Below are 26,999 nucleotides of genomic sequence, written 5' to 3'. Positions count from 1 at the left end.
CGTCAGGCTTCCAGCCGATATCCCATCCCACGTACGGTGGTTATACAGTCCGCGCCGATCTTGCGGCGTAGATATCCGACGTAGACGTCCACGACGTTACTGCCCGGGTCGTAGTCGTAACCCCAGACCGCGGAGAGCAGCTGTTCGCGGGCCAGTACCTGGCCGGGGTGGCGCAGGAACGTCTCCGCGAGCACGAACTCCCGGGCCGTCAGGTCGACCGTCCGGCCGCCCACCTGGGCCCGGCGGGTACGCAGGTCGAGGCTGACCCCCCGGACCCGCAGGACGGTCGCCTCGGGCGCCCGGTCCGCCCGCAGCCGCAGCCGGATGCGCGCCAGCAGCTCCTCGAACCGGAACGGCTTGGACATGTAGTCGTCGGCACCGCCCTCGAGGGCGGCCACGGTGTCACGCACGCCGTCGCGCGCCGTCAGGACCACCACCGGCACGTCCACCCCGGCTCCGCGCAGCCGCCGCAGGACGGAGAAGCCGTCCATGTCGGGCAGGCCGAGGTCGAGGACGATCAGGTCGACCTCGCACCGCAGGGCGACCTCGAGCGCGGACGCGCCGTCACCGACGCAGACCGGCAGGAACCCGTTCGCACGCAGGCCCTTCTCGATGAACGAGGCGATCCGGTACTCGTCCTCGGCAATCAGCACCCGGTTGGCCATCTCAGTCCCGCCCCCCGGCCACAGCCCCGGCCCGGCCCGCGCCGCCTTGGCCGGCACCTGCCCGTCCCGCGCCGCTTTGGTCAGCCCGTCCCGCGCCACTCTGGCCGGCACCTGCCCGCGCCGTACCGGCCGGGCCACGGCGGGGCACCGTCAGCTCGAAGGTCGCTCCCTCGCCGGGCCCGCCGAGGACCTGGACGTCCCCGCCGTGTGCCACCGCGATCGCCCGCACGATCGCCAGGCCGAGCCCGGCGCCCTCGGACGTCCCGCGGCCCGGCCGGCCACGGGCGAACCGCTCGAAGATCCGGTCCCGGTCCTCGGGGGCGACCCCTGGACCCGAGTCGGCCACCCAGAAGCAGACCACGCCGGCACGCGGCCGGCAGCCGAGGCGCACCTCGTCACCCTCGCCCGTGTGCTGCACGGCGTTCTGCGCCAGTTGGACAAGCGCCTGCGTGATCCGGTGGCGGTCCATCACGGCCGTGCCCGAGCCGGCTTCCGCCAGCCGCCACCGCCGCGGCGCCAGCGCGCCGACCCTCGACAGCAGATCGTCGGTGAACGCGACAAGGTCGACATCCTCGACCCGCAGGAAGTCGGGCTGCCGGGCCTTCGCCAGGGTCAGCAGGTCGTCGACCATCCGGCTCATCCGGTCCAGCTCGTCGGTGACCAGGGCCACGGTCTCGATGCGCTCCGCCGGATCGTCGGAGAGCAGCTCCAGGTGCCCGCTGATGATCGTGATGGGGGTGCGAAGCTCATGGCCGGCATCATCGACGAACGCGCGCTGGGTCGCGAAGGCGTCCTCCAGGCGGTCGAGCATGCTGTTGAAGGTGCGCGCCAGTTCGGCGATCTCGTCCCGGCCCGCCACGGGGATGCGCCGGGAGAAGTCCGTGTCACTGATGGCCTGGGCGGTGCGCCGCAGCTCCCGCACCGGCGCGAGCACCCGGCCGGCCACCAGCCACCCGCCGGCACCGGCCAGAGCCAGGGCCGCGAACCCGGCGATCGCCAGCACCCGGACCACCTCCTGTACCTCGGCCCGCTCGCGGTCCACGAAGACGGCAGCGGCGAACACGCCCCGCTCCGGGGCCCCCGCCACCTGGACCGGGACGGTGGCGAACCGCACCTCACCCGCCGGCGTCGTGATCGTCCCGTACCGCGGCTGCGGGCCCGCGACGAAGGCCGCGACCACCCGCGGGTCGTTGTCCAGCCGATAGACAGGCTCCTCGGCGCTGCGCCGGAACGGCCGGCCGTCGACGAGCGCGAGCATGGTCTCGTTGGACCCCGGGATGGTGCGCTCCAGGTGCGCCTCGAGCAGCTCGCGCACGTCGGAGAAGGGCCGGGACGTCCGCGGGTCGACGCTGGCGGTCGCGAGGCGGCGCAGCTCGGCGACCTGGCGGGCCAGGCCCCGGTCGACCCGCTCGTCCGCCCTGGCGAGGAGTACCTCGCGCGAGACCAGCACCGACCCGGCGAGCGCGACCGCCACCAGCAGCACCTGCCAGCCGAGGATGTGCAGGCGTGCGGAGGTCGCGACATGGCGCACGACGCGGCGCGTCCGGGACAGCCTCACGACCTACCAGCCTGGTCGACGGATCCCCCGGCACGCATGTGCGCTGGATGAGAATCTCCTCATCTCGACGGCGACGGCGACGGCGTGGCCGGGGCGGACGGCGCCGGCCACGCCGTCGCCGGTACCGACGAGACCTCGGTGGTCACCGGCTCGCGCCCTGGGGCCGGCTCCGGCTCCGCGGCCTGCGCGGGGTCCGCGCTCGGTACGTCCGCCGGCAGCGGGCGGTACGTCACCGCGGGGACCCCGGTGGGGTCGGCGAACCCCTCCGCCCCGGGTCTGAGCCGGCCGGCCTCGACCATGGCCGCGAGCCGGCGCCGGGCAGCCAGGTCGCTCTCGACACGCGGCGCGGGCTCGGTGGGAACGGGCATCGCGGACGGCGGGCTGGGCGATGCCGAGACGCCCGCCGGCAGGAGGATCGGTCCGCCGAGGTCGGGTGGCGGCGGCAGGCTTCCGCCGGTCACGGCGACCCCGAACCCGGGCGCGGCGATCGCGGCCGCGACGACAACCGCCAGCACGACACCGGGGACGGCGACGAGCAGCCGGCGGACGACGTCCGCGGAGGTGACACGGGCGGGGGTGATCCGCCGGTGCCGCCGGTCCCGCCGGATGGGCCTCACGGTGACTAAGGCTAACGGGGGTCTCCGGCTCCCGGCGCGGGCCGGGCTCCACGGCCGATGAGAAGGGTCTCACCCGCGTCTCACCGCGAGCCCACGATCGGCGACGAGTGTCGCTTGCGCGCCGCGGGCTCGCCGCGGCGCGCAGGCACCGAAGCGAGGTCACAACTCCATGGGTCACATCGCTCACGATCACGCGGCGCGGGGACGCCAGGCCGCCACCCGCCCGGCCGCCACCCGCCGCACCGCGGCGCCCGGGTCCAGGCTGCTGGGCGCGGTCGGGCTGGCCGCCGCGCTCGCCGGCGCCGGCGCCACCGGCACAGCGTCCGCGGCCAGCACCCCGGCCGTGCCGACACCGGCACAGTCCACGCCGTCCGCGGCACCCGCGCCGTCCGAGACACCCGCGCCGGTCCCCGCTGTCCCGGGCGACCCGACGGCGCCGTCCGCCGTGCCCGATCCCACGCGGCCGGGTGCCTCCTCGGTGCAGGGGGCGCCCGTCCCCGACTGCGAGCACCTGCCGGCGACGGTGACCCGCGAGGAGCTGATCGAGCTGCGCCGGCGCTGTGACGCCGCGGCGGCCCGGGACGGCGACTCCGCCCTTCCCGCCGGCGGGATCGACACGGGGGCCGGCGGGACCGCGCGCACGGCCGCCGCGCTCGGCACCGGCGGGGCGGGCCAGGCCACCGCGGCCCGGGACGAGAGTGGGCAGGGGCCCGGACTCGCGCTCGCCGCGGGCGGCACCGGCATCGGGGCACTGGCCGGTCTCGGCGTGCTGACCGGCCTCGGCGCGCGGCGGCGCCGGGCGCGGGCCGAGATCTGACCAGGGCCCGGTCCGGAGACGGATACCGGATCGAGACCCGGGGCGGGACCGGGCCGTTCGGGCGGCGGGGTCGGCGGGGGCGACGCGCGTTGCTGCCGGCCGCGGCCCTCGTGCTGCTGTTCCCCTGGTCGGTGTCCTGCGGGCCACGACCGGACCGGCCTGCCTCGACGCCGGCGACCCCGCCCGCGGCCGCCGACCGGTCGACGCCGCCAGCGGTGACGTCGTCCACCGTGGGCACGGGCACCGGAGCCGGCACGGGCACCACGGCCGGCACGGGCGCGGGTTCGACCCAGGTCGCCGACCCGGTACGGGTCCGGATCCCGGCCATTGCCGTCTCGGCGCCCGTCGTGCCGTTGTCCCTCGACGGTGGCGGGCGGCTGCAGGCACCAGACGGGTTCAGCGAGACCGGGTGGAACGCCGCCGGTCCCGAACCGGGTGAGACGGGCACCGCGGTGATCGCCGGACACGTGGACTCGCGGACGGGCCCGGCGGTCTTCTTCCGCCTGCGGGAACTCGCCGCCGGCGATCGGGTGGAGGTCGACCGGGCCGACGGGTCGTCCGCGGTCTTCGTGGTACGCAGGCTGGCCCGCCTCCCGAAGGACGCAGTGCCCGCCGACGTCTACGGCTCCACGGGGGCGCCCGCGCTGCGGCTCATCACCTGCGGAGGTGTCTTCGACCAGGCCCGTTCCAGCTACCGGGACAACGTCGTGGTGTTCGCCGACCTGGCCTGACCAGCGGCCGGGCGGGAGTCGGGCGGCCCGCTGCCGACCGCTCCCACCCGGCCCCGGGAGCGCAAGCTCACACCCCTGCGGGGAGAAATCGGCGCGGGCCACTCCCCAGGACCCCCCACCTCATGCTTTACTAAAATTTAGTTGTAACAACCAATCAACAGGCGAACCAGTGACCAGGGGAGCAGGCCACGTCGACCTCGATGACGCCGCCCCCCGGCTTGCCGCCGGGCGGCCAACCGCACGCCGTGACCCGCGCACCGGGATCGGACCATGACTCAGCCGAGGAGCGGCGCCAGCGCCGGGCCAGCCCGGCAGGCCTGACCCACCGCGAGACCATGCGGGCCCTCTCCGGCCTGCTGCTGGCCCTGTTCGTATCGATGATCTCCTCCACCATCGTGACGAACGCGCTGCCCAGGATCATCTCCGACCTGCACGGCAGCTCGACCAGCTACACCTGGATGATCACGGCGACGCTGCTGGCGATGACCGCCACCACGCCGATCTGGGGCAAGCTGGCGGATCTGTTCAACCGTAAGGTGCTGGTCCAGACGGCCCTCGGGATCTTCGTGGGCGGATCCCTCCTGGCCGGGCTGTCGACGTCCACGAGCATGCTCATCGCGTTCCGCGTGGTGCAGGGCGTCGGCGTCGGCGGGCTGTCGGCGCTGGTCCAGATCGCGATAGCCGCGATGATCGCGCCGCGTGAACGCGGGCGCTACAACGGCTACCTGGGCGCGACCTTCGCCGTGTCGACCGTCAGCGGCCCGCTCATCGGCGGCGTGATCGTCGACATCCCAGGCCTGGGCTGGCGCGGCTGCTTCTACCTGAGCCTGCCGATCGCCATCGTCGCGTTCGTCATTCTCCAGCGGACGCTGCGGCTGCCCACCGTGCGCCGCGAGATCTCCATCGACTACGCGGGCGCGACCCTGATCGCCGCCGGCGTGAGCGCCCTGCTGATCTGGACGTCGCTGGCGGGGTCGAGCTTCCCGTGGGCGTCCGCGCAGACAGCACTGCTGCTCGGCGGGGGGCTGACGCTGCTCGCCGTGGCCGTCTGGGTCGAGACGCGCGCCACCGAGCCGATCGTCCCGCTGCGGCTGTTCCGTAACCGGACGATCGTGCTGGCCGTGGCCGCGAGCGCCTGCCTCGGCACCGTCATGTACAGCGCGAATCTGTTGTTCAGCCAGTACTTCCAGCTCGGCCGTGGGGAGAGCCCGGTGCTGTCGGGGCTGCTCACGGTGCCGATGGTGGGCGGCCTGGCCGTCTCGTCGCTGGTGGTGGGAGGTGCCATCAGCCGCACCGGCTACTGGAAGCGCTACCTGATCGCCGGCACGATCCTGATCGGGACGGGCCTCGTCCTGCTGAGCACAATCAGTGAGCACACGAACCTCGTCGCGGTGTCGGTGTTCGCGAGCCTGGTGGGAGCCGGACTGGGCATGACCCAGCAGAACCTGGTGCTCGCCGCGCAGAACTCCGCCGACGCCGCCGATCTCGGGGTGACCAGCTCCACAGTGGCGTTCTTCCGCAGCGTCGGCGGGACGAGCGGCGTCGCGGCACTCGGCGCGCTACTCGCCCATCGCGTCAGCGTGTCGTCCGTCTCCGGACTGCGCTCGCACGGCCTGCCGGCCGACACTCTTGGGGACGGCCGCTCCGTGCCCGATCCCACAGCGCTGCCCGGCCCGGTCGCCGACGTCGTGCACCACGCGTACGGGCTCGGAGTGTCCGACGTGTTCCTCGCCAGCGCGCCACTCGCGCTGCTCGCGCTGGTAGCGGTGCTGTTCGTGCCGGCCACACGGCTGCGTTCCAGCGCGGGGGTTGCGGGCGGCGAGCGTGTAACGCCCGAGCGCGCCCACCCCGGAGGGGCCGTGACGGACCTCGACGAGGATGTGGAACGGACCGCGTGGCGGGCAGCCGCCGGTGTCTCGGCCGAACCTGCACCATAATCAAGGGGTGACACGCAGCCGTCGGCCCGAACAGACGGCCGATACCCGACAGGCACTGCTGGCCGCGGCAAGGCGCCGGTTCGCCGAACAGGGCTATGCCGCGACCGGCACCGAAGAGATCGTCGCGGACGCGCGGGTCACCCGGGGAGCTCTTTACCATCACTTCCGCGACAAGGCTGACCTGTTCCGCACGGTCATGGAGCAGGTCGCGATGGAGGTCGCGGAGCAGCTGGTCGCGGGTGAACTGGCCCGCGGCGCGGAGCTGCCCAGCGACGCCTGGACGCAGCTGCGCACGGGCTTCCAGTCGCTGCTGGACATCTCCACCACCGACAGCGACTTCCAGCGCATCGTGCTCATCGACGGCCCGGCTGTCCTCGGCAACGACGCCTGGGACCAGCTCGTCGAGCAGCACGGCTACCGCCTGCTCTCGGAATGGCTCGAGCGGGCGGTGGCCGAGGGCCGCATCGACCCGTTGCCGGTGGCACCGCTGACCAGGCTCGTCGCGGCGCTGCTGTCCGAGGCGAGCCTGTACACCGCGCGGGCGGCGGATCCCGACCGGGCCCGCACCGATGTCGGGATCGTGCTCGACCGTCTCCTGCGCGGCCTGGGCCGGCGCGGCGGCGACCTGGCCGACCAGCCCGCCGTCAGCGCCGGCGCTCCTCCCGCGTCCGACTGACCGACCGACTGACCGACCGACCGACGGCGACAGCACGACGGACCGCCGAGATCCGGCGGCCGCTACGAAGACACCCGGCCGCCTACCGCTGTCCCGCGGGCACGTCCCGCGGGACAGCACGACGGCCCGCGGGACAGCACCGCAGTTCGGCATCGGGTGCGGTAGGTATCGGGTGCGGTTGGCCTCGGGTACGGAGAACGACAAACGCCGCCCCGACCCGTTTCCGGGTCGGGGCGGCGTTGTCGTCAACGCGCCGATCTGGGTGTCAGGCACCCATCCGCGCGGCCCGGATGGACTCCTTGAGCGAGCCCATCGTCGCCAGCACGGCGGACGTCTCGTAGCCGCAGTGCGCCATGCAGTTGGCGCAACGCGGGTCCTTGCCGCGACCGTAGGCGTCCCAGTCCGTCGTCTCGACGAGCTCCTTGTAGGACGTCACGTACCCGTCCGACATCAGGTAGCAGGGCTTCTGCCAGCCGAACAGCGAGTAGCTCGGAATCCCCCACGCGGTGCAGGAGAGCTCCTTCTTGCCCTCGAGGAAGTCCAGGAAGACCGGCGAGTGGTTGAGGCGCCACTTCTTGCGCCGACCGTCGCCGAACACCTTCGAGAACATCTGCCGGGTCTCCTCGACCGCGAGGAAGTGCTCCTGGTCAGGAGCCTTCTCGTAGGCGTAGCCCGGCGAGAGCTGGATCTGGTCGACCTTGAGGTCGTCGTTCAGGAAGTTGATGATGTCGATGACATCCTGCGGGCTGTCGTTGTTGAAGAAGGTCGAGTTGCTGCCGACCTGGAAGCCCGCGGCCTTGGCCGCCTTGAAGGCCTCGATGCACTCGTCGAACGTGCCAGGCTTCTCGACGATCGCGTCGTGACGCTCCTTCAGCCCGTCGATGTGCAGCACGAAGGTGAAGTACGGCGACGGAGTGAAGTTCTTCAGCTTCTTACGGAGCAGCAGCCCGTTGGTGCAGAGGATGACGAACTTCTTGCGCTTCACGAGGGCGTTGACGATCTCATGCATCTGAGGGTGCATCAACGGCTCGCCGCCCGCGATCGCGACGACGGGCGCGCCACACTCCTCGACTGCGGCGAGCGCGTCCTCGACGCTCATCCGCTGCTTGAGGACGGATGCGGGGTGCTGGATCTTGCCACAACCCGTGCAGGACAGGTTGCAGGCGAACAGTGGTTCGAGCTCCAGAACGAGCGGAAAGTGCTTCCGGCGGAGCAGCTTCTGCTTCGCCAGATACGTTCCAACGCGGAGTGAGTACCGCCAGGCGACAGCCACGGCTCACGCCCCCCTTTCGTCGGCCGCTCAGAGGCGACCCGAGGTCTTGGGAAGACCATACAGTGTGTACGTACAGGCTGCATGTGGATCAGCGAATGAGTTCTGGCACACACCACGGGCAAACAGGGGGCAGTCCCGGCGAGTGTGTCCTCGAGAAGTCCGGCAGCCGACATGGCGAACACCGGCCATAGACCGGGGATCTCGAACGCGCTACTGGCGGTAACCATGACCAGGGCATTTACCGGGCTCTGGTCACCCTGCGCGAATTGACTCCGGCACCCGGTCCGCTAATCCCGGAGGAGGCGGCGGGCCGTTCCCGGTGGGTCGCCGGATGAGTGGCTTCCGGCGCCGGCGGTCCACTCTCCGGGCTGACATTCACGCGACACGTACGCGGCCGAGCACATACCCGAACGGGCCGTCCGCCCCGTGGCGGTGTCAGGAATTGACCGCACGGCGCGCCCGATGTCAGGAACCGGCCGACAACGCCGGCGGCCCGGGTTCCGATGAACCCGGGCCGTCGGCGCTGGAACTGACGCGTGCCTGCCTGACCGCGCGTCATCTCCGTTCGGAGAGCGGTCGACGGACCTCCTTCGGCAGGTGGAAGGAGATCGACTCCGAGCCCACGGAACGGACCGACACCGACGCCGACCCCAGCCCCGACAGTGCCGCCGTCAGCTCCTCGACGAGCAGCGGCGGCGCGGAGGCCCCGGCGGAGATGCCGACGGTCCGCACCCCCTTGAGCCAGTCGAGCTGGACGTCCTCGACGCTCTCGACGAGGTGCGCGGCGACGCCGTCCCGCTCGCTGACCTCGACCAGCCGGCGCGAGTTCGAGCTGTTCTCCGACCCGACGACCAGGACGAGCTCCGCCTCGGCGGCCACCCGGCGAACCGCGTTCTGCCGGTTGGACGTCGCGTAGCAGATGTCGGCCGAGCCGGGGCCGACGACGGCCGGGAAGCGGTCGCGCAGCGCGTCGACGACCTCCTCGGCCTCGTCCACGGCGAGCGTGGTCTGCATGAGGTAGGTGACCCGCTCCGGGTCGGCGACCTCGAGGTCCTCGACCGCGGCGGCGGACTCGACCAGTTGGATCCGCCCCGGTGCCTCGCCGAGCGTCCCGTCCACCTCCTCGTGGCCGGAGTGCCCGATGAGCAGGACGGTGTCGCCGCGCGCGGTGAACCGCCGCGCCTCGGCATGCACCTTCTCCACCAGCGGGCAGGTGGCGTCGATGACCGCCAGGTCGCGCTCGCCCGCCTCGTCCCAGATCGCGGGGGCGACCCCGTGCGCGGAGAAGACCACGGTCGCGCCGGGCGGGACCTCGTCCAACTCCTCGACGAAGACCGCGCCGCGGCTGGCCAGGTCGGCCACGACGTGGGTGTTGTGCACGATCTGCTTGCGGACGTAGACCGGTGCGCCGTGGATCTCCAGCGCCCGTTCGACCACCTCGATGGCGCGCTCGACCCCGGCGCAGAAGGCGCGCGGCTCGGCGAGGAGCAGCCGACGGCTGCTGACCGCCTCCACCCACGCGCGGATCGCCGGGCCGAGCTGGTTGATCGTGCGCAGCCCGGCCACCCCGCGCCGGACCAGGTCAATCCGGCCCAGCGGCTGGTCGGGGGTGTCCACGATCACCCGGATCACCGCGAACGGGCGGGTGCCAGCACCGGGGGCGAGGGCGGCGGACTCCATGTCCACGGCGATGGCACCGGTCGCGGCCAGCTCGGCGCGGGCCGATCCGACCGCCACCTGGGCTACCGACACGACCGGTCCGACGTGCACCCGGAGGCCGGCACGGCGCAGTTCGCCGGCCAGCAGCGGGGCGGTCGGGCAGGTCCCCGTCACTGTGCCGTCGGCGAGGCGCACCTCGCTCGCGACGACCACGTCGCCGGGCTTCGTCTCGACGGTGAGCCCACCGGCGAGACCGACGACGGCCACCGCGTCCGGCCGGGCATCGCGGACCACGCGGTTCGCGCGATGCGCCTTGTCCGGGCCCATCCCGGTCCGCACGATCACGGTGCCGGGCGGCAGGTCGGCCCGGCCGATCGCGAATCCCTCGAGACGCAGCGGGGCGGCGACGACGAGACGCGGGGTGCGGGGTGCCGGCTGGACCGGCGACCCCTTCGCGCTCACCGTGCGTACCCGGGCCGCGGCCGCGGCCCCGTTCGGGGCCGGGCTCACCGCCGCGGGCACCGCCCGGGTCACCAGCGGGCTCGCGGCCGAAGCCGCCCCCCGCCGCGACCCGACCGACGGCAGCGCCGAACCGGCCCGCGACGGCCCGCCGGCCGGCGGCACCGCGCCGGCCTGCTCGGGGATGGCCGCCCTCGGCACCGCGGCCGCGGGCACCGCGGCACCCGCGGGCACCACCGGTGCCGCCGGTACCACAGGCACGACCGGCGACGCGGGCGCGACGGGCGACGCGGGCCGCACGGCGGCCGGGCCGAAGCCCGGCGATCCGAGGCTCGGCGCCGTGGCGTCGCGCGGGGTAACGGTGGGCGAACCGCCGTGGTCGGCGTCGCCCCCGTTGTCTGCTGCCGGGATGCTCATGACGTCGACCTGCCGGTGAGGGTCACGTACCGACCGAGTGCCGTCACGGGAAAGACCAGCCGGTACAGGTGATAGTTGATGGAGAAGTCCCAGGGGAAGCCCGTGCCGGTGAACTGCGGCTCGTCCCAGGTGCCGTCGGGGCGCTGGGTGTCGCAGAGCCAGCGCACGCCGCGTTCGACCGCCTCCCACTCGGCGGTCCCGGACGCCGGTTCGGCGGCCAGCAGCGCCAGCAGCGCCCAGGCGGTCTGCGAGGCCGTCGGCTCGCCGCGCCCGATCCACTCGTCGTCGCGGTAGGAGCGCAGGTCCTCGCCCCAGCCGCCCTCCGGCGTCTGGTGCTCGACGAGCCAGTGCATCGAGGAGACGATCGCCGGGTGCTCCGCGCTGACACCCGCGGAGATCAGCGCGGGCACGACCGCGCCGGTGCCGTAGACGTGGTTCACGCCCCAGCGGCCGAACCACGACCCGCCGGCCTCCTGGTTGTCCAGCAGCCAGCGGACCCCGCGCTGGGTGATCGGGTGGTCGGAGCGACCCAGCAGGGCGAGCATCTCGACCATGTGCGCGGTGACGTCCGCCGACGGTGGGTCGACCACCTCACCGAAGTCGCAGAACGGGATCTTCGTGACCAGGGTGCGCACGTTGTCGGCGTCGAACGCCGCCCAGGCACCGTTCGACGAGCGCATGCCCACCGACCAGTCGACGCCCCGCTCCGCGGCGGCGCGCAGCCGGGCGGCGAGCTCCGGGTCCGCGGCCGAGCCGGGGCCGGAGCCGTCGGAGTGGTCCACCGGGCCGTGACCGTCGCCGAGCAGGCGGCGGATGGCGATGACCACCTCGGCGGTGTCGTCGACGTCCGGGTAGAAGTCGTTGTCGAACTCGAACGCCCAGCCGCCCGGCGCGAGGGTGGGACGGCGCACCGCCCAGTCACCGGCGACGCGCACCTCCTCGTCGGCGAGCCAGCGACCGGCCCGGACCATAGCCGGGTGGTCACCGCCCAGACCGGCGTCCGCGAGCGCGACGACGGCCAGCGCCGTGTCCCAGACCGGCGACTGGCACGCCTCGATACGGCGCACCGTGCCCTCCGGTGTCTCCTCACGGATCGTGAACCGGTCGAGGGCGCGGAACGCCATCGAGATCACCGGGTGGTTCAGGGGGTAGCCCATGAGGTGCAGGGCCATGATCGAGTAGACCATCGGCGGCTGGATGCCACCCCAGCAGCCGTCCGCCTCCTGGCGGGCGATCACCCATTCGGCGGCGCGGCGCAGCGCGAGCCGGCGCAGCGGCTGGAAGGGCCGCTTCTCGTAGCGGTGCAGCACGGAGTCGAGCCGCTCGAACGCACCGGCCCAGCTCCGCAGCGGCGCCCTGGCCGCCTTGGGCGCCGGGACTCGCAGCTCGTCCAGGGTGAACCCGAACGAACGCACCGGCCGCAGCGAACCGACGATCGTCAGCGCCACCACGGTCTGGCGAGCCCAGCAGGCGAAGTCGTAGATGTTCAGCGGGAACCACGGCGGAAGGAAGGTCATCTCCGCCGGCAGCACCGGGACGTCGTCCCAGGACCACTCGCCGAACAGCGCCAGCCAGATCCGGGTGAACACCCGGGACGCGGCGATGCCGCCCGCGGAGCGCACCCACTCGGCGGCGGAGCGCATGTGCGGGGCGTCCGGGTCGTCCCCGGCGAGCCGCAGCGCGACGTAGGCCTCGATGGTGGTCGAAAGGTCGGACGGGCCGCCGTAGAAGGTGGCCCAGCCGCCGTCGGAGAGCTGTTGGGAACGGATCCAGCGTCCGGTCTCAGTGGCCGTCGACGGGGTCAGGATGCCGAGGAACTGCCGAAGCATGAGGTCCTCGGCGTCCATGGTGACGTTGGTCTCCAGCTCGCCCTTCCACCAGCCCTCCTCAGCCTGCAGGGAGAGCAGATGGTCGCGGCCACGGCGCATCGCGCCCACCACCGGGTCGACCGGCGTGCCGGTCGACACCGTGCCGGTCGACACCGAGTCGATCGACAGCGAGTCGGTTCGCACTGCGCCGGCGGTCTCGAAGGACCCGGCGTCCACCGACGGCCGTGCCACCGACGGGTTCGGGATCTTCGGGCTCTGCGCCGCGGCCGTCGGGGCAGCCGAGGACTGGTCCGAGGTCAGGCTCATCGACGACTCCCCTCGTCGTATATGTACTGGTCGTGCGGATGACCGCCGGGCGACCGGCGGGCGGGTACTGCCACCTCGCTCCCCCTCAGCGATCTCGTTCGGTCACGAACCGCGCCATCGCCAGCAGCTCCGCCTCGGCCGACGCCGGGATCGAGATCGAACGCAGCGCGTTCTCACACGCCTTGAGCTGGCGGTCCGCCTCGGCCGTGGTCCAGTCGCGGCCACCGGCCCGCTCGACCAGGGCCGCGATGCGGTGCAGGTCGTCCTCGGAGGCCTCACCCTCCTCGGTGAGGAAGGCCCGCAGCTCGTCGGCGTCGTCTCCGCCCGCCTCGAGCGCGACGACCACCGGCACCGACTTCTTCCGCGAGCGCAGGTCGTTGAGCACCGGCTTGCCGGTCACCGCCGGGTCGCCCCAGATGCCGAGCAGGTCGTCGATGAGCTGGAAGGCGGTGCCCAGCCGCGAGCCGTACTCGGCGAGGCCGTCGACCACCTCGTCGGGCGCGCCGGCGAGGACCGCGCCGAGGGAGGCCGAGCAGGCCAGCAGGGCACCGGTCTTGCCGTCCTCCATGTGCAGCGTCTCGGCCACCGAGACGTCCGAGCGGCTCTCGAAGAGGAGGTCCTCGGCCTGCCCGCGGACCAGGTCCTGGACGCCGGCGCCGAGGATCACCGCGGCGCGGCGGCCGGGCTCTCCCTCGACCTCGAGCAGGACCTGGGTGGCGAGGCCGAGCAGCGCGTCGCCGGCGAGGATGGCTCCGTCGGCGCCGAAGACCGTCCAGGCGGTGGCCCGGTGGCGGCGCTCGCGGTCGCCGTCCATCAGGTCGTCGTGCAGCAGCGAGAAGTCGTGCACCAGCTCGACCGCGACCGCGGCCGGCAGGCCGACCTCGGCCGGGGCGCCGGCCGCCTCGGCGGAGAGCAGGGCGAGCGCGGGCCGGACGAGCTTGCCGCCGTTGCCGGGCACCGGCTCACCGGCCGCGTCCACCCAGCCGCGGTGGTAGGCGACGACGTGGCGCAGCCGGGGGTGGAGCCGGTCCACCGTGGCGCGCAGCGCGGGCACCGCCAGGGCGCGCCCGCGCTCGATCGCTTCCGGAACCGTTGTGGTCATACCGGGAATCCCCCCGTGGACTTAGACGTCTCTGTCTGGGCCGTCGCTGTGTGTGGCGTCGCTGTGTGTGGCGCCGCCGGTTCAGCCGCTGTCGCCGCGGCGCTGACCGTCCGCACGTCCACGGTGCCTGCCTCCGTCGCGACGGCGGAGGCCGGGGTGAGACCTTCGATGTCCCCAGAACGGGTCGGTGCCTCGCCGCGCGACTCGCCGCGTTGCCCGGGCGGACCGTGACCGACCACAGACAGTGCGCTTCCAGCTACCCCCATGCCGGCGAGCGTCTCACGGGCCGCAGCGATCCCGCTACGCACAGCGCCTTCCATGGTCGCCGGCCACCCGGTGTCCGTCCACGTGCCGGCCAGCGCGAACCCGGGCAGGCTGGTCGCCTGACCCGGGCGCAACCCGAGCGAACCGGGCGCCTGCCGGAAGGTCGCGGTGCGCTCCCTGGTCACGAACACCTCGAGCAGCTCGGCGGCCCGGGCGGCCGGGAACAACCGACGCATCTCCTCGACGAACAGCTTTCGCAGGTCGTTCGCGGGCTGGTCGACCCATTCCTCCGCCGCCGACTGCGACAGCGCAAGGTACTGCGCCCCGGGCGGGCCCACCTCGGCCAGGCCGGAGGAGACCGTCCGGTCGAAGATCCACTGGATGGGTGAGCCGACGACCGCGAGCATCGGACCGTCGAGCACCGGCCGATCGAAGATCATGTGTACGTTGATGATGGGCGAGACGCCGAGCTCGCGCAGCTTCGCCGGGTCGACGCCGGAGCCCTCGGGCAGCAGGCCGGCGGCGGCCGGCGGCGGAACCGCCAGCACCACCCCGTCCGCGACCAGGACCTCGCCGCCGTCCAGAGTGACCTCCCAGCCGGCTGCCGACCGGGTGATGGCCCGGGCCTTGGTCGCCGTGCGGACCGTGCCGCCCACCGCCTCCAGTGCCCGCACCGCCGCGTCGCCGTGCAGTTGCTGCAACGGGGCCTCGGGCCAGCCCAGGTCACCCGCATCGGCCCCGTCGAGCAGGCCGGTGCGGACCACCTTGGCGGCCAGGCCGAGTGAAGCCTCGGACGCCGGCGCGTTGAGGGTCGCGACGGTCAGCAGCTCCCAGAGGGCCTCGGTGGCCGCGGCGCTCTGGCCGTGCCGGCCGAGCCAGCCGCCGAAGGAGTCGCCGTCCACCGAGGGGTCGCGCTGGTCGAGGCGGCCGATACGGAAGGCCGCCAGCGCCGCGCGGATCCGGTCGGCGGGCGGGATCGCCCGATACCCCAGCAGGGCCGGGGCGAGGTGCAGCGGAGCCGGCAACGGCACCCTGGTCCGGCGCAGCCTGGTCCGGGTCAGCGAGCCGGCGATCAGCACCTCGACGTCCAGCCGCGGCTGCAGCGTGGTGAGCTGCGTCACCCCCAGCCGGGCCAGCAGCCCGCGGTAGGCGGTGCAGCACCGCATGAACACGTGCTGACCGGTGTCGATCCACAGCGTGCCGTCCTGGAACTTGCGCTGGAACGAGGTCGTCGCCCCGCCCAGACGCGGCCGGGCCTCCAGCAGCACCGCCTCGGCGCCCTCGTCCGCCGCGACCAGCGCGGCGGCGATACCGGCGAGGCCGCCGCCGATGACGACCACCCGCCGTCCCCGCGCCGCCGCACCGGTCCCGGCCCGATCTCCCGGCCGGTGACCCGGCCGTGTGTCCCCCCCGGCGCTCATGCCGCTCTCGCCTCCGATCTGCCGGCGAGGCTGCGGGCGGCCACGACCGCCTTCTCCCAGCCCGGCAGTGACAGCCGGCGTTCCAGGACCGCGGTGGGGTCCTGCCGGATGCGCCGGTTCAGGCGCAGGTAGATCCCGGCCATGGCACCGCAGCAGGCGGCGCTGCGCCGGTCGAGCAGGCCGAGCAGCGCCAGGCCCCGCGTGTACCACTCGTCGGCGCGCGCGGCGCAGTCGCGCATGTAGTCCACCAGTGCGTCCTCCGGCCCACCGAGGCGCCCGGCCGGGCTCACCACCAGGGTGACGCCGGCCTTCTCCAACTCCGTCGAGGGCAGGTAGATGCGGCCGTTGAGGAGATCTTCGCGGACGTCGCGCAGGATGTTGGTCTGCTGGAGCGCCACGCCGAGCGCGTCGGCGATCTCGGCCGAGCGGGCGTCGCCGGCCGACCCGTCCACGCCGAAGATGCCCAGCGAGAGCCGGCCGATGGTGCCCGCCACCAGCCGGCAGTACCCGACCATGTCGTCGAACGTCTCGTAGGGGACCCCGTGAACGTCGCTCTCGACCCCGTCGGCGAGCTCGATGAAGGCTTCCATCGGGACGGGGAAGCGGCGGGCGGTGTCCGCGAGCGCCACCATCACCGGGTCGGAGCTGTTGATGTCCAGCGCGCGGACGTCGGCGCGGACCTTCTCCAGGCCGGCGAGCTTCTCCTCATCCGGCAGGTCGCCGTCGCCGATGTCGTCGAGGCGACGCGCCAGGGCGTACACCGCGGACAGCGCGCCCCGCTTCTCGGCCGGCAGCAGGCGGATGCCGTAGCTGAAGTTCCGCGCGGCCTCCCGCGTCAACGCCTCGCAGGAGGCGTAGGCCTCGGCGACGGTGGAGCTGCCCGGGACACCCGCGCTCATCTGGCACCCTCCGGGACGTCGACGTCGGATCCGGCGGGCGCCGGAGCCGGGACGGCACTCGCCACCGCGGCGCCCCCGCCGGGGGTGGTGGTGGGAATGGTGCCGCTGGGAACAGGGCCGCTGGAACCGGTGCCGCCAGCAGCGGCGGCACCGGGAGCGGTGGTGCTGGGAGCAGTGGTGCTGGGAGCGGTGGTGCTTGAAGCGGTGACGGCGGTGCCGGCGGCACGGGCGGCCGCGGCCTGCCCGGGCACCAGCGACCGGGCCCACGCGGCCGCGGCGAAGGCCGCCATCCGGGGCTTGGGGGCCTTGGGCGCGCCGCCGAGCATGTCGTAGTCGGCGCGGCGGATCGCGTCGAGCGCGGCCCGGCCGCCCCCCACGAATCCGGCCATCGCCAGTCGCAGCCGGCCACCGACCAGGTTCACCAGCGGTGCCCCCTGGTCCAGCAAGGTCCGGGCCCGGGCCACTTCGAAGGCCATCAGGTGCCGCACCGCGGGCGAGGCGACCGGCGCGGCCAGGTCGGCCTCGGTCACCCCGAACGCCTCCAGGTCCTCCAGCGGCACGTAGATCCGGCCGGCCGCGAGGTCCTCGGCGACGTCCTGGAAGTGCTCCGCGAGCTGCAGCGCGGTGCAGATGCGGTCGGACAGCGCGATCCGCGCCGGAGTCGCCAGACCGAACACCCCGAGCACCATGCGGCCGATCGGATCCGCCGAGAGGGTGCAGTACTGCACGAGGTCCTCGTAGGTGTCGTACCTGGTGACGATCTGGTCCTGCCGGTTGGCCTGCACGAGCCGCCGGAACGGCTCGGCCGGCAGGTCGCAGGCCCGCACGGTGTGCGCGAGCCGACGGTGGACGGGCAGCTTCGGCTCGCCGCCCGACCAGATCAGCTCAAGGTCGGCGGCAAGCTCGTCGAGCAGCGCCAGACGGTCGCCGGGGGCCTCGTCACCGATGTCGTCAACGAGACGTCCGAAGACGTACAGCGCGTTGAGGTGATCCCGGGTCGCGGCGGGCAGCAGCCGTGAGGCGACCGGGAAGTTCTCGGCGGGCGCGGCCAGCAACACCTGCTCGGTGGGCGTGGTGAGGTCGGTCGTGCCGGGGTGGGCAGACGGTCGCGGTGGGCCGGTTCGGGCGTCGATTGCGGTCATACGCCTCTCCTTAACGTGGCGGTCTGCGCTCCGGGTGCGCGGTGCGGTGTGCGTCGTGTGCGTCGTCCGTGCGGTGGTGGCACGTGCCGGTCATGGCGCGTGCTGCCGCCGGTACGCGCCGTGTCGCCGCCAGCCGCCTCCGGTGACCGGGCGGGCACCGGCCGGATGGGCACCGGCCGGGTTGCCGCCGCGAGGGCCGGAGAAGGCCCGGTCCCGATGGCGGAGCCCGGTCGTTGTGACGGAGTCCGGTCTCGGTAGCGTGACCGGGTCACCCGGTTCGGTGGCCCATCCCGGCTCCGCTCCGGATCCCGCCGCCGGCTCCCCGCCGCCGACGCACCCACTCGATCAGGTGACGACGCGACGAGCCACTCGACAGGCACCTCCGGGGACCTCCCAGGTTGTGTTCGACGGCGACCTGGTCAGCGTGTCGGTCAGGCGGAGCGCGAACCCGAGCGGTGGTCCACCCGGGCAGAGCACGCCATGGTCAGGGGCGCGGCGGGCGGCATTCCCGGAGTCGGGTGCCCGGGGCAACGGGCACACCTCCCGGTCCGCGGGCGGACCCGCCCCCACCGCCGGTGAGACGGCGGCGACGGGCCGCGCCGCGGCTGCCGCCTCGCCGCCGGTGGGGGTGCCACCGGCGGCGACTCAGTAGTCGACCTGCTCACTCACCTCCCGGGCCGGCCTCGGGCTCATCCGAAGACACCGGCCAGGCGGCGGTACAGAGAAGGAGCCGCGCCGTGCACGCGCGCGGCCGCGGACAACCACCGTGGCACCCATACTTCGGCGTCTCCCCGACCGGCGGCAGCGATCATGCGCTGCGCCACCAGACCGGCCGGGATGGGACGCGGCCACCGGCGCACATACGGTGCGCCACGCCGGTGGAAGAAGGGGGTGTCGACCACTCCCGGTAAACACAACGTCACGCTGATGCCACGTCCGGATACTTCGGAGCGAAGCGCATCAGCGAAGCCGATCATCGCCGCCTTCGTCGCCGAGTACACGACCTCACCCCGCACGCCGAGCGCACCGGCGACACTGCCGACCAGGAGGATTCGCCCCTCCCCGCGGTCGAGCATCGCCGGCAGCATCGCCCGGACCAGCATCATCGGGGCCAGGATGTTCACGGCGACGAGATCATTGATGGCGGACGGGGGCATCACGTCGAACGGCCCCGCGGCCCCCAGGCCCGCCGAGCAGATCACCAGGTCCACGTCGCCGAGCAGCTCCGCGGCGCGGGAGGCCACCGTGACCTCGGAGCCGGGACGTGCGAGGTCCACGGCGATCCGATGGCCCTGCGTAGCGGCCGCCACCTCGTCCAGGGCCGGGCCGTTCCGCCCGACCAGGAGCGATCGGCAGTTCTGGTCGGCCAGCAGGAGCGCCGCCTCCCGGCCGATGCCGGAGCTGGCTCCGGTCACCACGGCTGTCCGTGGCGGCCATCCCCCCGGCGAGGCGGATCGCGCACCGCTGGACACGACGGTCAGGCCCCCCTCGCGGGCAGCTGCGCGGGGCCGGGTGTTCACGGCCCACCACCTCGGGTCACACGGTCCCCCCCGTGGTCCCGTTCCGGCACAGGTTTCACGTCACCTACTGCTTCCGTTTATGTCGCCCTCCACCATCGGCGTTCCACGTGTGACGGGATCAGACCTGCGCTCCCGCCCACCGCCGGCTCGCTTCGAGCGGCTCCACCATTTCATCGTCCCGAGGCCGGGTCGTCCATCGTCAGATGGACGACATCGGACCTTGCTCCCTTACCACACATTCCTGAGACCAGCGGCAGACCAGATGCGGATTCACCTCACCGAAGCCACCAGTCAATTCCACCCTGGTTTTCGGCGTGGAATGACACAGCATTGACATCTACCGGACATCGAGACGTAGCTCACGCCCGCGGGAGCCACCACATCTGCCGACCATCGGCTACACCCTGCCGTCAGTCCGAACCGATCGCCACCGGATCACCGATGGCGACTCCGGCGAAGGTGTGTGCCGGCGCCTCCACTGCGTGTGTGTATGCCCCGCCCGGGTAGTAGACCGGGCAGGCCGACGGATCGTCGCCCGAACACGGCGTCATCTCCCGCACGCTGACAACCCTACCGTCTCGGACAAACATGATCGAAAGAGGCAGCAACGTCCGGAACATGTAGAAGCCGGACGTCGTCTCACCGCCAAAATCAAAGATCATGCCGTGGTCGGGCGGAAGCCAGGTTCGATACATCAGGCCACGGCGCCGCTCGTCGTCACTGTCGGCGACTTCTGCCGTGACCGTCCGGTCGCGAACCCGCACGGTGACGGTCTCGGTGACCGCCTCCGGTGCTCCCGCGCCCGCCGCGTTCCGGGCAGCCACCCCGGGGGGCTCGGGCACCGGCACGCTCCCGGCACCCGTGAGCCCGGCGCACGCCGCCACGGAGGCCGCCAGGGCGACCACCACCAGCACGCCGGCCGCCTGTCGTCCGGCCGACATCCGGCCAGCCGACGTCCCGCCGGCCGATCTTCCGCCGGCCGACGGCCCGCCGGGGTTGTGACGCGGGGGGACGACGCGCCCGGAGGGCACGTCGTCCCGCCTCCCGTCACCGCGCGGGCGGGTCCACGGGCTGCTCGGATCCGAGCGCGGCAAGAGCAGCCTCCACGATCACACGCTGAAGTTCTGTCGGCAGCAGCGGCGCGAGTGGGGACAGCGCACCGACGCCGCCCGGAGCGCGGACACCCCTGTCTCGTGCACGGGTGTCAGTCGCGGTGCGCACCGAGCGGGCGTCGCCGACTGTCTGGATGCCGTCCGCCGCGGGAGTGCCCGGCTGCGATGCCGGGTCCGCCGCGCCGTCCGGAACAGCCGCGCCGCCGCATCCAGTAAAGCTGCTCAGGGCCCGGATGCCACGCGCGATCCCCACGCCGGTGGTGGTGACGCTGGTGGCACGCCCGGCACCGGCGGCCTCGGGCCCGCCCGCGGCGCCCCGGACCCGCTCGACGGCGGTGCCGAGGACACCGCTCTGGATGCACCCGAGCGCGCAGCGGGCCCGCAGCATCCGAGCCGGGGTGGGATCCGGCCCGGCGATCGCCCGGACGATCACCTCCTGCTGGGAGGTGATGTCGTCCTTTCCGATTCGCCGGTGCAGCACCGACGGATCGTTCGCGAAGGCGCAGAGCACTCCCCCGGTCTCCACCAGCAGGGCGACCATGCCCTCGAGGATCGCCCGCGGCGGCGGTGCCGGATCCTGGCGGGCGAGCTCGACCAGTTGCTCCAACCTGGAGACGAACGGGGAGATCAGCGCGTCAAGGATCGTTTCCTTGGACGAGAAGTGGTAGTAAAGCGCGGCCTTCGTCACTCCGAGTCGCTCAGAGATGTCGCGGACCGAGGTGCCCGCATACCCTCGTTCCGCGAAGAGCTCCACAGCGGCCGACAGGATCCGCGCTCGAGTGTCCACCCCCTGCGGACGCACGTGCCCAGCGACCACCAGCTCTGCACCCCCAGAGGACGAGTCAGCCGCGAATGTTACTCTGACTCCTATTACTCTGACTCCTACCTACTGAACGATCGGTAAGTTGGCGGGCGGCCAGATCCCCCCGATCAGGTCCACGACGAACGCCGCCGCCGATCAGTAGGCCGAGTGGCAGACCAGCCACAGACCGGCACAACCAGCATCTCCGAGGGGAAATCGTGGCAACGCTCGCGCGCTGGTGCTTCCAGCACCGCCGGCTCGTCCTGTTCCTGTGGATCGCCGCCCTCGTGGGGCTGACGGCGCTCGGCCGGGTGACGGGCAGCGACTACAAGGACGCCTTCTCCCTGCCTGGGACCGACTCCCAGAAGGCCATCGACATCCTCGAACGCGACTTCCCGGCGCAGTCCGGCGACAGCGCGTCCATCGTGCTGCACGCCCGCACCGGTGCGCTGAGCGATCCCGCGGTCGAGCCCCGGGCGACGGAGATGTTGGCGAAGATCGCCGACCTGCCCCACGTCGCCGAGGTGGTCAGCCCGTTCACCGCCGACGGCGAGGGCCAGACCAACCCCGACGGCACCACCGCCTTCGCGACCGTCGCGCTCGACCTGCCCGGCAACGAGCTGCCCCTCGACGACATCGAGCGCCTGGTCGACACGGCCCGCTCCTATGACTCCGGCGCGCTGCAGGTCGAGCTCACCGGGCAGGTCGTCGCGATCGTCGAGCAGCCGCAGCAGAGCGCGAGCGAGCTCATCGGCGTTGTCGCCGCCGCGGTCATCCTCTTCCTCGCCTTCGGCTCCCTGCTCGCGGTGACCCTGCCCCTGATCACCGCCATCATGGCGCTCGGCGTCGGCATGGCCCTCATCGTCCAGGTCTCGCACCTGACGACCGTCGCCGAGTTCAGCACCATGCTCGCGACGTTGATCGGCCTCGGCGTCGGCATCGACTACGCGCTGTTCATCGTGAACCGCCACCGCATCGGCCTGCGCGCCGGCCGCACGCCGGAGGAGTCCGCGGTCACCGCGGTCAACACCTCCGGCCGCGCCGTGATCTTCGCCGGTATGACGGTCTGCATCGCGCTGCTGGGCCTGTTCGCACTGGGGGTGACCTTCCTCTACGGGGTCGCCCTCGCCGCGGCCCTGACCGTCGCGATGACGATGCTCGCCTCGGTCACCCTGCTGCCCGCCCTGCTCGGCTTCTACGGGTCGAAGGTGCTCAGCCGCTGGCAGCGGCGCCGGATGGCCGAGCACGGCCCCGAGCCGGAGCAGCCCTCAGGGTTCTGGTGGCGGTGGGCCAAGGGTGTGGAGCGCCGCCCGGCGGTGCTCGCGGTGCTCAGCGCCGGTGTGATCGTCCTGATCGCGATCCCGTTCCTGTCCCTGCGGCTCGGCTCGTCCGACCTCGGGAACGGCGCCGACACCAAGACCAGCAAGCGCGGCTACGACCTGCTCGCCGACGGCTTCGGCCCCGGCTTCAACGGGCCGTTCATGCTGGTCACCGAGATCAACTCGCCGGCTGACCTGCAGACCATGAACCAGGCTGTCGAGGCGGCCCGCAAGGCGGAGGGTGTCGCCTCGGTGACCCCGCCGCGCCAGAGCCCGAACGGCCACGCCGCGATCGCCACGCTCTACCCGACGACGAGCCCGCAGGCGGCCGAGACCGCCACCCTGCTCGACCGGTTGCGCGACGACGTCATCCCGGCGGCCACCGGGGGCGCCGCCTCGCCGGTCTACGTCGGCGGCATCACCGCGGTCTTCGAGGACTTCTCCGGAGTGCTGTCGAGCAAGCTGCCACTGTTCATCGGGATCGTCGTGGTCCTCGCGTTCCTGCTGCTGGTCGTGGTCTTCCGCAGCCTGCTCATTCCGCTGACGGCCTCGCTGATGAACCTGCTGGCGGTGGGCGCGGCCTTCGGCGCCGTGGTGGCCGTGTTCCAGTGGGGCTGGCTGTCGGACCTGCTCGGCATCAGCCCCGGGCCGATCGAGTCGTTCCTTCCGGTCATGCTCTTCGCGATCCTGTTCGGGCTTTCCATGGACTACGAGGTGTTCCTGGTCAGCCGCATGCACGAGGAGTGGACGGCCCGGCGGGACAACCGCATCGCGGTCTCCCTGGGCCAGGCCGAGACGGGCCGCGTCATTTCCGCCGCAGGCGCAATCATGACCCTGGTGTTCGCCTCGTTCATCCTCGGCGACGACCGGGTCATCAAACTGTTCGGCCTCGGCCTGGCGCTCGCCATCCTGCTGGACGCGTTCGTCATCCGCACGGTTCTGGTGCCGGCCCTCATGCACCTGTTCGGCCGTGCGAACTGGTGGCTGCCGAAGGGCCTCGACCGGGTCCTGCCACGGGTCTCCGTCGAATCCGCGGAGGACATCGAGGAGATCCGCCACACGCCGCTGCCCGCGGACGCGGTCGGTGACACCGTTCCCGCGCAGCCGCACGGCCCCGCCGACGGCCGGGACGCCACCGAGCCCGAGCGCGCCCACTAGGCGGTCGAGCCGACTCGCTGGTTCCGAGTCGGCTCGGTGGTCCTGATTCCCAGCCGGTGCCCGGTCTGGTTCGCCCTCCGACAGAGGCGGACCAGGCCGGGCATCCGCCGTTCAGAGCCCGGCCGGCTCCGCCTCCGTCCTCGGCCGACCGATGCCCCGGTCACCGGGCACCGGTCACCGGGCACCGGTCACCGGGCACCGGTCACCGGGCACCCGGTGTAGTAACCGTCCGCGACGGTCAGGGCCTCGTCCAGGATCGACAGACCGAGCGAGACGTCCTCGGGACCGGTGGTGCACGGCGGCACCACATGCACCCGGTTGAAATGGATGAACGGCCACAGGCCGCGTTCCCGGCAGGCCGCCGTCACAGCCGCCATCGGCGCGGCCGCGGCACCCGTCGCGTTGAACGGAACCAACGGTTCCCGGGTAACCCGGTCACGGACGAGCTCGACCGCCCAGAACACCCCGAGCCCGCGCACCTCACCCACGCTGGGATGCCGCTCGGCGATTTTCGCCAGCTGCGGCCCGATGACCTCGGACCCGAGCGCGCGGGCCCGACCGAGAACATCCTCGGATTCAAAGGATTTTATGGACGCCACCGCCGCCGCGCACGCGAGCAGATGCCCCGAATAGGTCAGCCCGCCGGGATACGGCCGCCGCGCGAACAGGTCCGCGATCCGCTGGGAGATAATCACCCCGCCGAGCGGCACATAACCCGAGTTGACGCCCTTCGCGAAGCAGATCAGATCAGGCACCACATTCCAGTGGTCGATCGCGAACCATTCCCCGCACCGCCCGAAACCCGACATAACCTCGTCGGCGATCAGCAGAATCCCGTGCGCGTCACACAGCTCCCGGACGCCGGCGAGATACCCGTCCGGCGGCACCAGGATCCCGTTCGTCCCGACGACCGGCTCGAGGATCACCGCGGCGATCGACGACGGCCCCTCCAGCTCGATCACCTCGGCGAGATGCGCGAGCGCCCGTTCCCCCTCCTGCGCCGCGTCGGCGGCGTGGAACGACGACCGGTACGGATAGGGGCCGAAGAAGTGCACCACACCCGGGATGCCCGGTTCGCTCGCCCAACGCCGGGGCTCCCCGGTCAGCGTGATCGAGCCGCCGGTCGAACCGTGGTACGACCGGTAGGCGGCGAGGATCTTGTTCCGCCCGGTGGCGAGCCGGGCCAGCCGCACGGCGTTCTCCGTGGCCTCCGCTCCACCGGTGGTGAAGAACACCTGGTCCAGATCGCCGGGAGCGCGCTCGGCGATCAGCCGCGCCGCCTCCGAGCGCACCGCGTGGGAGTGCTGTGGCCCGACCGTGGTCAGCTCCCGGGCCTGCGCCACGACCGCCTCGACCACCGCCGGATGCTGGTGACCGATGTTGGCGTTCACCAGCTGAGAGGAGAAGTCGAGGTACCGCTTGCCGCCCTCGTCCCAGAACCAGCTCCCCTCGGCCCCCGCGACCACGAGTGGGTGCATCGTCTCCTGCGCTGCCCAGGAGTAGAACACATGCCGCCGGTTCTCCGTGTTGGCCGTGCTCGCCTGCGTCATCATCGTCTCCCTGTCCGCGGACCGACTCGGCTGGCGGCGGTCGTCCCCCGCGCTCACCGCCTGGCAGTATGTCCCGCCACCAGGGCGGCCGGAACGGACCGCCCGCGGCAGGGCGAACACTGGTGCGAACCTCTCCCGGAGTCCCATGATCTCTCCATCCGGCGCGGCCGACCCTCCGCGCACCGCCTTGGCCGAGGCTGAGTCCACGGCCGCGGCCGTGGACCCGGTGGCCGCCGTTGTCGCTGCGGCTCCGGCGTCCGGCCCGGCGGAAGCGCCAGTGTCCGACTCTGCGGACTCCGGTGGTCCGCTGCGAATCGTCATCGCCCCCGATTCCTTCAAGGGTTCGGTCTCGGCGACCGAGGCCGCGGCGGCGCTGGCGCGCGGCTGGCGCGCGGCCCGTCCGGACGACGTCGTGCTCACCGTCCCGATCGCCGACGGCGGCGAAGGCACACTCGACGTCTTCGCCGCGGCCGCCCCGCAGGCCGTCAGGAACAACGTGGACGTCACCGGACCGGACGGCCGGCGAGTCACCGCCTCGTGGCTCGCCCTGCCCGACGGGACGGCCCTGGTCGAGCTTGCCCAGGCAAGCGGGCTTCCCCTGATGGCCGCACCGGATCCGCTGGGTGCCCACACCGTCGGGCTCGGCGAGACCATCGCCGCCGCCCTCGACGCGGGCAGCCGCCGGATCCTCGTGGCGCTCGGTGGCTCCGCCTCCACCGACGGCGGGACCGGACTGCTGACCGCCCTCGGCGCCCGCTTCCTCGACACCACCGGCCGGCCGTTGCCCCCCGGCGGCGGGAACCTCCTCTCGCTGGCCACCGTCGACCTGACCGGCCTGCGTACCCTCCCTCCGGACGGTGTGCGCTGTCTGGTGGACGTCGACGCCCCCCTGCTGGGCCCGACCGGAGCCGCGGCCGTGTTCGGACCGCAGAAGGGCGCCGGGGGCGCGGAGATCGCCCGCCTCGACGCGGGCCTGGCCCGCCTGGCCGAACGCATGGAGCACGCGGGCGCGCCGGCGGGCCTCACCGTGCTGCCCGGCGCCGGCGCGGCCGGCGGCACCGCCTACGGGCTCGCGGCGGCGTTGCGCGCCGCGCTGGTGCCCGGCGCGGCCACCATCGCCGACCAGGCCGGGCTGCCGGCGGCCCTCGCAGACGCGGACCTGCTGATCACCGGCGAGGGACGTTTCGACCAGACCTCCCTGGCCGGGAAGGTCGTCGGCGCGGTGTCGGTGCTGGCTGCCAGGGTCGGGCTGCCCGTGGCCGTGGTCGCCGGCCAGGTCACCGCCGACCCGCCGGCAGGGGGCGACGCGCTCGCGCTCGCCGATCTGGCGGGTGGGACGAGTGCGGCGATGGCCCACCCCGCCCACTGGCTGGAGCGGGCAGGCACTCTCCTTGCCCGGCGCAAGTCGGACGGCCTGGCGAGGGCTACCAGCCGGCAGCCGTAGGCTTCGTCGTGGCGCAGGGGACCCCCCGGACCAGGCGCGGTATCCACGTGATTCGAGCCGGAACGGACGGAAGCGAGCGAGACATGAGCGACGGACCGATCGAGATCGAGTCGGCACTGCCCGACCTCTCCGATCTTGATCTAGACGCTCTCGACGGGCTCAAGATCCCAGCCCTCACCCGCGCCACCGAACGGCTTCGGAAGGTGGCGGACGGCCCGGACACCTTCTGGGCCGGATTCCAATCCAGCGCCCAGCCGTAAGCCTGTTCGGTGCGAGCCGACATTGCGGCCGTGGCCCTCGGCGCAGATAGCGAGACCTCCCC

General features: G+C 72.8%; 21 protein-coding genes. 7 read left to right on the top strand and 14 right to left on the bottom strand.

What is annotated here, in order from left to right; translation table 11 throughout:
* Positions 1 to 2: 2 nt before the first annotated feature.
* From E0504_RS33845 to E0504_RS33835, 3 genes are read right to left on the bottom strand one after another with little or no spacing between them, the layout of a single operon-like run.
* Positions 3 to 665, bottom strand: a complete 663-nt coding sequence (locus E0504_RS33845; RefSeq protein WP_112109361.1) for a response regulator transcription factor — start codon at positions 663 to 665, stop codon at positions 3 to 5.
* A gap of 1 nt (position 666) precedes the next feature.
* Positions 667 to 2,223, bottom strand: a complete 1,557-nt coding sequence (locus tag E0504_RS33840) for a cell wall metabolism sensor histidine kinase WalK (RefSeq protein WP_235015097.1) — start codon at positions 2,221 to 2,223, stop codon at positions 667 to 669.
* A 59-nt stretch (positions 2,224 to 2,282) separates the two neighbouring features.
* Positions 2,283 to 2,840, bottom strand: coding sequence for a hypothetical protein (locus E0504_RS33835; RefSeq protein ID WP_112109338.1), 558 nt, complete (start codon positions 2,838 to 2,840; stop codon positions 2,283 to 2,285).
* 169 nt (positions 2,841 to 3,009) lie between these two features.
* Between E0504_RS33835 and E0504_RS33830 the strand changes: the two genes are divergently transcribed.
* The 4 genes from E0504_RS33830 to E0504_RS33815 all read left to right on the top strand — a co-directional run bounded on the left by E0504_RS33830 (position 3,010) and on the right by E0504_RS33815 (position 7,001).
* Positions 3,010 to 3,657, top strand: coding sequence for a hypothetical protein (locus E0504_RS33830; protein ID WP_112109337.1), 648 nt, complete (start codon positions 3,010 to 3,012; stop codon positions 3,655 to 3,657).
* Between the two features lie 89 nt (positions 3,658 to 3,746).
* Positions 3,747 to 4,388 (top strand): class F sortase, encoded by a 642-nt coding sequence (locus E0504_RS33825; RefSeq protein ID WP_235015095.1) that lies wholly within the window; start codon positions 3,747 to 3,749, stop codon positions 4,386 to 4,388.
* A gap of 200 nt (positions 4,389 to 4,588) precedes the next feature.
* Positions 4,589 to 6,325, top strand: coding sequence for an MFS transporter (locus E0504_RS33820; RefSeq protein ID WP_112109336.1), 1,737 nt, complete (start codon positions 4,589 to 4,591; stop codon positions 6,323 to 6,325).
* A gap of 7 nt (positions 6,326 to 6,332) precedes the next feature.
* Positions 6,333 to 7,001, top strand: coding sequence for a TetR/AcrR family transcriptional regulator (locus tag E0504_RS33815; RefSeq protein ID WP_020463162.1), 669 nt, complete (start codon positions 6,333 to 6,335; stop codon positions 6,999 to 7,001).
* 265 nt (positions 7,002 to 7,266) lie between these two features.
* Here the strand turns inward: E0504_RS33815 and hpnH are convergent, their stop codons facing one another.
* The 10 genes from hpnH to E0504_RS33765 all read right to left on the bottom strand — a co-directional run bounded on the left by hpnH (position 7,267) and on the right by E0504_RS33765 (position 21,191).
* On the bottom strand, positions 7,267 to 8,274 hold the full coding sequence (gene hpnH / locus E0504_RS33810) for an adenosyl-hopene transferase HpnH (protein ID WP_018503788.1): 1,008 nt from the start codon (positions 8,272 to 8,274) through the stop codon (positions 7,267 to 7,269).
* Between the two features lie 555 nt (positions 8,275 to 8,829).
* On the bottom strand, positions 8,830 to 10,809 hold the full coding sequence (gene ispH, locus E0504_RS33805; protein ID WP_131626589.1) for a 4-hydroxy-3-methylbut-2-enyl diphosphate reductase: 1,980 nt from the start codon (positions 10,807 to 10,809) through the stop codon (positions 8,830 to 8,832).
* Positions 10,806 to 12,944, bottom strand: coding sequence for a squalene--hopene cyclase (gene shc, locus E0504_RS33800; RefSeq protein WP_131626588.1), 2,139 nt, complete (start codon positions 12,942 to 12,944; stop codon positions 10,806 to 10,808). The genes ispH and shc overlap by 4 nt, the downstream gene beginning before the upstream one ends.
* A gap of 85 nt (positions 12,945 to 13,029) precedes the next feature.
* Positions 13,030 to 14,046 carry a polyprenyl synthetase family protein gene (locus E0504_RS33795; protein ID WP_020463166.1) on the bottom strand — a complete coding sequence of 339 codons (1,017 nt, stop codon included), beginning with the start codon at positions 14,044 to 14,046 and terminating at the stop codon, positions 13,030 to 13,032.
* A complete protein-coding gene (gene hpnE / locus E0504_RS33790; RefSeq protein ID WP_131626587.1) occupies positions 14,043 to 15,731 on the bottom strand; it encodes a hydroxysqualene dehydroxylase HpnE in 1,689 nt (562 codons plus the stop codon). Before hpnE ends, E0504_RS33795 begins: the two co-directional genes overlap by 4 nt.
* On the bottom strand, positions 15,728 to 16,630 hold the full coding sequence (gene hpnD, locus E0504_RS33785) for a presqualene diphosphate synthase HpnD (RefSeq protein ID WP_131626586.1): 903 nt from the start codon (positions 16,628 to 16,630) through the stop codon (positions 15,728 to 15,730). The genes hpnE and hpnD overlap by 4 nt, the downstream gene beginning before the upstream one ends.
* Positions 16,627 to 17,772 (bottom strand): squalene synthase HpnC, encoded by a 1,146-nt coding sequence (hpnC, locus tag E0504_RS33780; protein WP_112109331.1) that lies wholly within the window; start codon positions 17,770 to 17,772, stop codon positions 16,627 to 16,629. The genes hpnD and hpnC overlap by 4 nt, the downstream gene beginning before the upstream one ends.
* A gap of 689 nt (positions 17,773 to 18,461) precedes the next feature.
* Entirely contained in the window at positions 18,462 to 19,190 is a 729-nt protein-coding gene (locus E0504_RS33775) for an SDR family oxidoreductase (RefSeq protein ID WP_083390780.1), read from the bottom strand.
* 512 nt (positions 19,191 to 19,702) lie between these two features.
* The gene (locus E0504_RS33770; RefSeq protein WP_243657742.1) at positions 19,703 to 20,233 is read right to left on the bottom strand and encodes a DUF192 domain-containing protein; all 531 of its coding nucleotides are present in this window, start codon (positions 20,231 to 20,233) and stop codon (positions 19,703 to 19,705) included.
* A gap of 106 nt (positions 20,234 to 20,339) precedes the next feature.
* Positions 20,340 to 21,191, bottom strand: coding sequence for a TetR/AcrR family transcriptional regulator (locus tag E0504_RS33765; protein WP_255565781.1), 852 nt, complete (start codon positions 21,189 to 21,191; stop codon positions 20,340 to 20,342).
* Positions 21,192 to 21,424: 233 nt separating this feature from the next.
* On the opposite strand from E0504_RS33765, the gene E0504_RS33760 reads away from it, so the two are divergent.
* The gene (locus E0504_RS33760) at positions 21,425 to 23,683 is read left to right on the top strand and encodes an MMPL family transporter (RefSeq protein WP_131626584.1); all 2,259 of its coding nucleotides are present in this window, start codon (positions 21,425 to 21,427) and stop codon (positions 23,681 to 23,683) included.
* 188 nt (positions 23,684 to 23,871) lie between these two features.
* On the opposite strand, the gene E0504_RS33755 is transcribed toward E0504_RS33760, so the two are convergent.
* Positions 23,872 to 25,236 (bottom strand): aspartate aminotransferase family protein, encoded by a 1,365-nt coding sequence (locus tag E0504_RS33755; RefSeq protein WP_373693969.1) that lies wholly within the window; start codon positions 25,234 to 25,236, stop codon positions 23,872 to 23,874.
* Positions 25,237 to 25,510: 274 nt separating this feature from the next.
* Here E0504_RS33755 and E0504_RS33750 point away from each other — a divergent pair, with 274 nt between their 5' ends.
* Together E0504_RS33750 and fxsA are read left to right on the top strand one after the other, a co-directional pair.
* Positions 25,511 to 26,677, top strand: a complete 1,167-nt coding sequence (locus E0504_RS33750; protein WP_243657741.1) for a glycerate kinase — start codon at positions 25,511 to 25,513, stop codon at positions 26,675 to 26,677.
* 83 nt (positions 26,678 to 26,760) lie between these two features.
* Positions 26,761 to 26,937: an FxSxx-COOH cyclophane-containing RiPP peptide gene (fxsA, locus tag E0504_RS33745; RefSeq protein ID WP_112109327.1), complete on the top strand. Its 177-nt coding sequence runs from the start codon at positions 26,761 to 26,763 to the stop codon at positions 26,935 to 26,937.
* Positions 26,938 to 26,999 lie beyond the last annotated feature (62 nt).

This window comes from Parafrankia sp. BMG5.11 (assembly GCF_004337455.1).
This window is presented reverse-complemented; position numbering and strand designations above follow the sequence as displayed.